Annotated in this window: 9 protein-coding genes; 4 read left to right on the plus strand and 5 right to left on the minus strand. The window is 70.8% G+C overall.

What is annotated here, in order from left to right:
- Window positions 1-36: 36 nt before the first annotated feature.
- Genes dnaG through dusB form a run of 3 tightly spaced genes read right to left on the minus strand, consistent with a single transcriptional unit; the run spans window position 37 to window position 4,481 of the window.
- Window positions 37-2,013 carry a DNA primase gene (gene dnaG, locus AVP42_RS14450; RefSeq protein ID WP_067950266.1) on the minus strand — a complete coding sequence of 659 codons (1,977 nt, stop codon included), beginning with the start codon at window positions 2,011-2,013 and terminating at the stop codon, window positions 37-39.
- Window positions 2,014-2,062: 49 nt separating this feature from the next.
- Window positions 2,063-3,322, minus strand: a complete 1,260-nt coding sequence (locus AVP42_RS14455) for a deoxyguanosinetriphosphate triphosphohydrolase (protein ID WP_067950268.1) — start codon at window positions 3,320-3,322, stop codon at window positions 2,063-2,065.
- 4 nt (window positions 3,323-3,326) lie between these two features.
- Window positions 3,327-4,481 carry a tRNA dihydrouridine synthase DusB gene (gene dusB, locus AVP42_RS14460; protein WP_067950288.1) on the minus strand — a complete coding sequence of 385 codons (1,155 nt, stop codon included), beginning with the start codon at window positions 4,479-4,481 and terminating at the stop codon, window positions 3,327-3,329.
- A gap of 93 nt (window positions 4,482-4,574) precedes the next feature.
- Between dusB and AVP42_RS14465 the strand changes: the two genes are divergently transcribed.
- Window positions 4,575-5,060, plus strand: coding sequence for an aminoacyl-tRNA deacylase (locus AVP42_RS14465; protein WP_067950270.1), 486 nt, complete (start codon window positions 4,575-4,577; stop codon window positions 5,058-5,060).
- A gap of 228 nt (window positions 5,061-5,288) precedes the next feature.
- On the opposite strand, the gene AVP42_RS14470 is transcribed toward AVP42_RS14465, so the two are convergent.
- The gene (locus tag AVP42_RS14470) at window positions 5,289-5,951 is read right to left on the minus strand and encodes a DsbA family protein (RefSeq protein ID WP_067950273.1); all 663 of its coding nucleotides are present in this window, start codon (window positions 5,949-5,951) and stop codon (window positions 5,289-5,291) included.
- A gap of 135 nt (window positions 5,952-6,086) precedes the next feature.
- Window positions 6,087-6,308 carry an amphi-Trp domain-containing protein gene (locus tag AVP42_RS14475; protein WP_067950274.1) on the minus strand — a complete coding sequence of 74 codons (222 nt, stop codon included), beginning with the start codon at window positions 6,306-6,308 and terminating at the stop codon, window positions 6,087-6,089.
- Window positions 6,309-6,416: 108 nt separating this feature from the next.
- On the opposite strand from AVP42_RS14475, the gene AVP42_RS14480 reads away from it, so the two are divergent.
- The 3 genes from AVP42_RS14480 (at window position 6,417) to AVP42_RS14490 (ending at window position 7,720) form a co-directional block, all read left to right on the plus strand.
- Window positions 6,417-6,698, plus strand: a complete 282-nt coding sequence (locus AVP42_RS14480) for a hypothetical protein (RefSeq protein ID WP_067950276.1) — start codon at window positions 6,417-6,419, stop codon at window positions 6,696-6,698.
- Between the two features lie 73 nt (window positions 6,699-6,771).
- Window positions 6,772-7,242 carry a DUF4304 domain-containing protein gene (locus tag AVP42_RS14485; protein ID WP_082847309.1) on the plus strand — a complete coding sequence of 157 codons (471 nt, stop codon included), beginning with the start codon at window positions 6,772-6,774 and terminating at the stop codon, window positions 7,240-7,242.
- A 238-nt stretch (window positions 7,243-7,480) separates the two neighbouring features.
- A complete protein-coding gene (locus AVP42_RS14490; protein ID WP_157356860.1) occupies window positions 7,481-7,720 on the plus strand; it encodes a hypothetical protein in 240 nt (79 codons plus the stop codon).
- Window positions 7,721-7,998 lie beyond the last annotated feature (278 nt).

The following is a 7,998-nucleotide window of genomic DNA, read 5'->3' on the forward strand; positions in this document are numbered from 1 at the left end:
GGGCGACGGATGCCGCGGCGGCGAGCCTCGTCGCCGTCAGTCGCCGCGCAGCCGGCGACGCTCCTGCTCGAGCGCGACGAGACCGCGCTGGATCGCGGTGTAGGTCGCGGTGTCGCCGCGGTCGGTGCGCTGCAGCCGGCCGAGGAGCTCCTGCTTCTGGCGGAGCAGCTCGCGGTCGACGAGCGCGCCGACGACGCCGCGGACATAGGCGGTGAGCTCGACGGCGTTGCGCTGCGGCACCGGGAGCACCGCGAGCTGCTGCACGATCGACGCGAACGGCGCGGGCACCTCGGCGACGACGCGGTCGACGGTCACCGTCGCGGTCGCGGTCGAACCGGGTGCGGGCGCACCCGTGGCCGTGGTGGCGAGCGCCGAGGCGATGCCGTCGCGGACCACGGCGAGCGTGCCGTTGCCGAACCGGCAGTCGACGCCCTGACGCAGCAGGTCGATCCCGACCGCCTCCGGGTACTGGAGCATGGCCTGCAGGGCGTCCCGCTCCAGGCGCGTGGCCGGGTCGTTCGGCAGGTGGCGGATCGAGTAGGCGCGTTCGGGTTCGCCGTCCTGGGTGGCAGCGTTCCGGGCCGCGCCGCCGCCCTCGGGCGGGCGGCGATCCCCGGGTGCGCCGTCCGGCCCCGGCCGCCCTCGGCGCTCTTGCCCGCGCTCGTCGCGTTCGCCCCGACCCTGTCCTCCGCGCTCCCGGCCCTCCGCCGAGCGGACCGCACGGCTGACCTCGCCGAGCTCGACGCCGAGCATGCGCGCGAGCTCACGCGTGTATCCGGGCCGCAGCGCCGGGTCGCGGATGTCGGCGACGATGGGCGCCGCGGCCCGCAGTGCATTGACGCGACCCTCGACGGTCTCGAGGTCGAACCGCGAGAGCGTGTGCCGGATGACGAACTCGAACATCGGCGTCTTCGCCTCGACGAGCGAGCGCACCGCGGCGTCGCCCCGCGCGAGACGCAGGTCGCACGGGTCGAGGCCGTCGGGCGCGACCGCGACGAACGTCTGCGCCGCGAACCTCCGCTCCTCGCCGAACGCGCGCATCGCCGCCTTCTGCCCGGCTTCGTCGCCGTCGAACGTGAACACGACCTCGCCCACGCCGGAGTCGTCGCCGAGCACGCGCCGGAGCACCTTGATGTGGTCGACGCCGAACGAGGTGCCGCAGGTCGCGATCGCGGTGGTCACGCCCGCGAGGTGGCAGGCCATGACATCCGTGTACCCCTCGACCACGACGACGCGGTGCGACTTGGCGATGTCGCGCTTGGCGAGGTCGAGCCCGTAGAGCACCTGCGCCTTGTGGTAGATCGCGGTCTCGGGGGTGTTCAGGTACTTGGGGCCGTTGTCGTCGTCGAGCAGGCGGCGCGCGCCGAATCCGACGGTCTGGCCGGTGACGTCGCGGATCGGCCAGACGAGCCGCCCGCGGAATCGGTCGTACACGCCGCGGTCGCCTTGGGAGACGAGGCCGGCCGCCGCGAGTTCCTCGCTCGTGAAGCCGCGCCCGCGCAGGTGGTTCGTGAGCGCGTCCCAGCTCTTCGGCGCGAAGCCGACGCCGAACCGGCGCGCCGCCTCGGCGTCGAAGCCGCGCTCGCCGAGGAAGCGGCGCCCCACCTCGGCTTCGGGCGAGCCGAGGCGTTCGACGAAGAACTCCGCCGCGGCCTGGTTCGCGGCGAGCAGCCGGGCGCGGTTGCCGTGCTCGGCTGCCGGACCGCCGTCCTCGTAGTGGAGCTCGAATCCGATGCGGCCGGCGAGCCGCTCGACCGCCTCGGTGAACGTCACGTGGTCCATGCGCTGCAGGAACGTGTAGACGTCGCCCGACTCGCCGCATCCGAAGCAGTGGTAGAAGCCGCGCTGGGGAGTGACGTGGAAGCTCGGGCTGCGCTCGTCGTGGAAGGGGCAGAGGCCCTTCATGGAGCCGACACCGGCGGACTTCAGCGAGACGTGCTCGCCGATGATGTCGGCGATGTTCGTGCGAGCCTTCACCTCTTCGACATCGCTCTGTCGAATGCGGCCCGCCATGGTGATCATCCTATTCCGCGGATGCCGCCCCGCGGCCGGGACGGCGGTGTCAGCGCTGCACGAGCCGCTCGTACCAGGCCAGTGCGGACTGGTCGGTGAGGCTCGCGACCTGGTCGACGACGACCCGCTTGCGCGCGGCGTCGTCGGCGGCCTGCCGCCAGTCCTCGGCGAAGCCCGCGTCGAGGTTCGCATCGCCCGTCTCCCAGAGCACGTCGGCGAGGGCGGTGAGCACCTGCCGCTGCTGCGAGTAGATGGGCTGCCGGGTGTTCCGCGACATGACGAACGCGGCGACGATGCCCTTCAGCACCGCGATCTCGGCCTGGATCTCGCGCGGCACGACGACGTCGGCGTCGAACCGGATGAGGCTCTCGACCGGGTGATGCGCGCGCGTGGCCTCGGTCGCGGCGTGGGCGAACCGGCCGATGAGCTGGCTCGTGAGGTTCTTCAGTGCGGCCTGGTCGCGCCGGCTGCCCTCCCACGACGAGAGCCACGCGTCGAGCGAGTCGAGCCGGTCGAAGGCGGCGATCAGCTCGTCGTGGCCGATGGCGCCGCCGATCCAGTCGTGCATCGCCGTCACCAGGTCGTCGTGGTCGACGCGCCGGCCGAGCGCCGCGACGTCGATGTAGCCGCCGACGATCGCATCCTCGAGGTCGTGCACCGAGTAGGCGATGTCGTCGGAGAGGTCCATGACCTGCGCCTCGACGCAGAGCCGGCGCTCGGGGGCACCCCGTCGCATCCACTGGAACACGTCGACATCGTCGGCATAGAAGCCGAACTTGTTGCGGCCGCTCGGGTCGCCGACGCCGGCGACCTCGGGCCACGGGTACTTGCAGCTCGCGTCGAGGCTCGCCCGGGTGAGGTTGAGGCCGAGCGGACGCCCCTCTGGCGAGAACACCTTCGGCTCGAGCCTCGTGAGAATGCGCAGCGTCTGCGCATTGCCCTCGAACCCGCCGATGTCGGCCGCCCACGTGTTCAGCGCCTTCTCGCCGTTGTGGCCGAACGGCGGGTGCCCGAGGTCGTGCGCGAGGCACGCGGTGTCGACCACGTCGGGGTCGAGCCCCAGGCTGCCGGCGAGCTCGCGGCCGACCTGCGCGACCTCGAGCGAATGCGTGAGGCGGTTGCGCGCGAAGTCGAGCCCCGAGGTCGGGCTCAGCACCTGGGTCTTCGCCGCGAGCCGTCGGAGGGCGCTCGAGTGCAGGAGCCGAGCCCGGTCGCGCGCGAAGTCGCTGCGGCGCCGGTTCTCGTGCTGTTCGGGCAGGAAGCGTTCGGCGTCGGCCTCGTGGTAGCCGCCGAAGAGTCGGTCGCGCACGCGCTCAGCCGCCCGACGTGTCGAGCTCGGCGTCGACGAGGGTCGTGCGGTCGCGGCCGGCGAGTTCCTGCGACTCGAGCCAGCCGTCGGGCAGGGCGGGGTTCTTCGGCGTGCCGGCCCGGCCGCGCGGTCCCTCCGCGCCCTCGCCGGGGTACGGCGTCGACCAGTCGAGCGTGCCGAGCAGGTCGTCGAGCTTGGCGAGCGACTCGACGGTCGCGAGCTTCGCGCGCAGGTCGCCGCCGACCGGGTAGCCCTTGAAGTACCAGGCGACGTGCTTGCGGATGTCGCGGCATCCGCGCTCTTCGCTGTCGAAGAACTCGGTGAGCAGCTCGGCGTGGCGACGGAACGTGCGGGCCACGTCGCCGAGGGACGGCTCTGCCTTGACGTGCTCGCCGCGGAACGCGGCCGCGAGGTCGCCGAACAGCCACGGACGACCGAGGCAGCCGCGACCCACGACGACCCCGTCGCATCCGGTCTCGTCGACCATGCGCAGCGCGTCGTCGGCCGACCAGATGTCGCCGTTGCCGAGCACCGGCACGCTCGTCACGGTCTGCTTGAGCTTCGCGATCGCCGACCAGTCGGCCTGGCCCGAGTAGAACTCCGCCGCCGTGCGGGCGTGCAACGCGATCGACGCGACGCCCGCGCCCTCGGCGATGCGACCCGCCTCGAGGTAGGTGAGGTGGTCGGCGTCGATGCCCTTGCGCATCTTGATCGTGAGCGGGACCGCGCCGGCCGCCTTCACGGCACCCTCGACGATGTCGCGGAACAGCCCCGACTTCCACGGGAGGGCCGCTCCCCCGCCCTTGCGGGTCACCTTCGGCACGGGGCAGCCGAAGTTGAGGTCGATGTGGTCGGCGCGGTCTTCGGCGACGAGCATCGTGACCGCCTCGGACACCGTCTTCGGGTCGACGCCGTAGAGCTGGATGGAGCGCGGAGTCTCGGACTCGTGGTGGCGGATGAGGCGCATCGACTCGGGCGTGCGCTCGACGAGCGCGCGGCTCGTGATCATCTCGCTGACGTAGAGGCCGGCGCCGAACTCGCGGCACAGCCGCCGGAAGGCCGTGTTCGTGATGCCCGCCATGGGGGCGAGGACGACCGGCACCTCGAGGTCGAGGCCGCCGATCGAGAGCGGGCGTGAGGGGGTCGTGGTCGTTGGCATCGCCATCGATTCTCCCAGACGACCGGGCCTTCCCGCCCGGCGCCCCCGCGGGTCGGCCTAGGATGCCGACATGGCCGCACTGTGGAGGATCGCATGACCGCGTTCGAGGGGCTCACCGGCGTCGAGCGCGTGCGGGCGGATGCCGCGGCGCGGAGCCTCGACATCGACGTGATCGAGCGGCCGGCCGCCCGCAGCCTCGAGGAGGCCGCCGAGTTGCTCGGCATCACGCCGGCCGACATCGTGAAGTCGCTCGTGGTCAAGAAGAGCGACGACACGTACGTCTTCGCGCTCGTGCCCGGCGGCCGAAAGATCAGCTGGCCGAAGCTGCGCGCCCTGCTGTCGGTGAACAAGCTGCAGCTGCCCGACGCGTCGCTCGCGCTCGCCGCGACCGGCTACGAGCGCGGCACCATCACCCCGCTCGGGTCGACGACCCCGTGGCCCGTCATCGTCGACGCGACGATCCCGGGCCGGCGGGTCTCGATGGGCGCGGGCGAGCACGGCCGCAGTCTGTTCGTCGACGCCGACGCGCTCGTGCGCGCGTTCGACGCGACCGTCGCCGACATCACCGACCCCGAGTAGCCGGGGCGCCTGCTGCGCAGGCTGCTCTGCGTCGCGAGAGGACGCAACACGCCGCGTGCGCACGCGTGCGAACGGCGTGTTGCGTCCTCTCGCGCGGGCGTAGGGGGATTCGAGTCGAGACCTACTCCCCCGACGCCTCCGGCACGACGCACACGTCGCCCTCGCACACGACGCCCTCACCACCGAGCATGGTGAACGGCACCGGTGCGGCATCCGTCTCGCGACCGCTCACGCCGCGGCCTCGCGCTCGCCCGCGACCTGCGTCAGCACCTGCGAGAACACTTCGGCGGGCTGTGCACCGGACACGCCGTACTTGCCGTCGAACACGAAGAACGGCACGCCCTGGATGCCGTACGCGCCCGCCTGCGCGATGTCGGCCTGCACGGCCGGGCCGAAGCGGCCGGACTCGAGGGCCTCCCGCGCGGCATCCGCGTCGAGTCCGACCTCGACGGCGAGCTCCACGAGTTCGTCGATACGACCCACGTGACGCCCCTCGGTGAAGTAGGCGCGGAAGAGGCGCTCGGACAGCTCGAGCTGCAGCCCATGCTCCTTGGCGAAGTGCAGCAGCTCGTGCGCCTTCAGGGTCTTCGTGTGCACGACCGCGTCGAAGTCGTACGAGAGCCCCGCCTGCGCGGCGATGCCGGTCACCCGCTCGAGCATCTGCTCGACCTGCTCGACCGGCATCCCCTTCCGATGGGCGAGGAAGTCCACCGTCGAGCCCGCGTAGTCCACGGGCGTGCCGGGCGACAGCTCGTACGAGTGGTACTCGATCTCCACGGCGGGTGCGGCGTCACCGAGCGCGGCGATCCCGCTCTCGAGGTGGCGCTTGCCGATGTAGCACCACGGGCACGCGATGTCGGACCAGATGTCGATCTTGATGGGGCTCGTCACGCTGTGGGCCAACGGATGCCGCATCCGGCGTATTCCCGCGGCGGCACCCGTCTGCGTGCCGGGCTGACTCAGAGGCTGTTCGGGCGAGCCCCCTTCGACCCTGATCGTCGCGACTCGTCCGCGGACGGCCCGCGATCACCAGGTGAGCTCGATCTCCAGCTCGTTGTCGCCGTCTTCGCCGAGCTCCACCTCGACCTTGAGGTCCACCTGGTCGGGGATGCGCACGGTGATCCGCCGCCCCGCGCGCTCGAATTCGACCGAGTTGTTCTTCGCGAGGGCGTCGGCGAGTGCGCGGAGCCTGGCAGCTGCCTCTTCGCGGCTCATGCGTCGCGTGTCGTCGATCTCGAACAGGTCCATGGCGTCTCCCCGTGGTGATGTGTTCTCGACCGTAGCGACCTGCGGCCATCTCGCACCAGCGTCCCGGCGTGACGATGTCGACTTGCGGGGGCTCGCTAGTGTGGCGCCATGCAGCGGATGCGTCCAGCCCTACTGAGCACGCTCATCGTCTCGGCCGTGCTCGCAGCCGGCGGGATCGCGCTCTTCGCGATCACCAGTCGCATGCCCGTGTCGTTCGGGTTCGTCGCGTATGGGCCGCTCACCGGTTCGCTCTTCGCGCCTGACGGGTTCATCGTCCTGACGACACCCGCGATCATCGCCGCCGTCATCGCGGTGGTCGGCGCCGTCGGGTTCGTCGGCGCAGCCGGTTTCGCCATCGGGCACGGCAGAAGCCAGGGGCCAGCCGAATAGGCGATCCGTCAGCGAGCATCGGCCGCTCTCCACGCCAGCGGCGAGTCCTCCCCGCTGTATCGTGCGAGACACCATGGTGACGCGGAGAGATCCAGTACAGGCGACGTTCGACGAGTTCGGCGCGAAGCTCGGGCTGGAGAAGCGGGCTCGGACTTGGTATCGCCGTTCGCCCGGCATGGTGGGCATTCTCAACCTGCAGAAAAGCCAGTGGGGGGCGCAGTACTACGTCAACGTGGCGTTCTGGTTCACCGCTTTGGGAGCGGAGGAATTTCCGAATGAGCGTGAGGCGCACGTGAGGTCACGCTTGGACGCCGTACTTGGACAGGCGGATGCAGCGGAGCTGACAGCGCTCCTCGACCTCGATGCACCGATTCGCGAGGCGGACCGGGTGACGGAACTCCTCCGAGTGCTCGGCGGCGAGCTTGCACCGCTGTTCGAGAAGTTCACCTCGGTCGCCGCGTTCAGGTCTCCCGCCGGACGCGAACTCTTGATGCGCGCCCTGGTTCGCCGCGAGGCGCAGCCGCTCGTCCTGGCGGACGCCTGAGGTTCGAGCCCGCGGCGATCCCCCATTGGCGCATCCGCGGTACGGTGGGCAAGTGCGCAATCGGAGGGACGCGCGTGGTACCCGACATGGCCTAGCCCTCGACCCTGGACTCGACCGCTATCGATACGGCCTCGCGCGCGTACTGCGTGATGGTGTCCCTATCGGCTACCTCTCGACCACCGTGACGGTGACCCGAGAGCTTCGCCTCCTCGGGTGGTCTCGACCGGAGGAGATGATCGTGTGGTGGCTTGAGGCACCGCATGCGCCCCATCTCTTCGGCGAAGGCTCAGAGGATTGCGAGGATGGGTGGGATCTCGACGGCAGCCTCCTTCTCGAGCTGTCACGAGACGAGTTCCGTTGGAACGATCGTGAGACCTTCACGCTGAGCTGGGTCGATCGCACCGACGAAGCCGAGGAATGGCGCAGGCACTACGAACACGAGTGGGCGTCGAACCATCGCGCGACCGGCCGACGCTAACCGGGGCGGCTGAAGGCGCAGGCGACCCCTCCTCACCAGCGCTGCGCGACGCGACCGCACATCAGACCGAGCGGCTCTGGCTCGGTCAGAACGGGCGCCGGGCGACCCCCAAGTGATGCTGGAGAATCGGGTAATGCCGCGGATTGAACCACCTGTCCTGCGAACGCCACGGACGCGGCTGAGGCCACTCGAACGATCCGACATCGCGGACCGGGCGCGCTGCGGCGATGATCCAGAAATCATGCGCATGTTCGGCGCCACTCCCACCCTCTCCGCCA

Origin of the sequence: Agromyces sp. NDB4Y10 (assembly GCF_001620055.1) — a bacterium.
Lineage (GTDB): Bacteria > Actinomycetota > Actinomycetes > Actinomycetales > Microbacteriaceae > Agromyces > Agromyces indicus.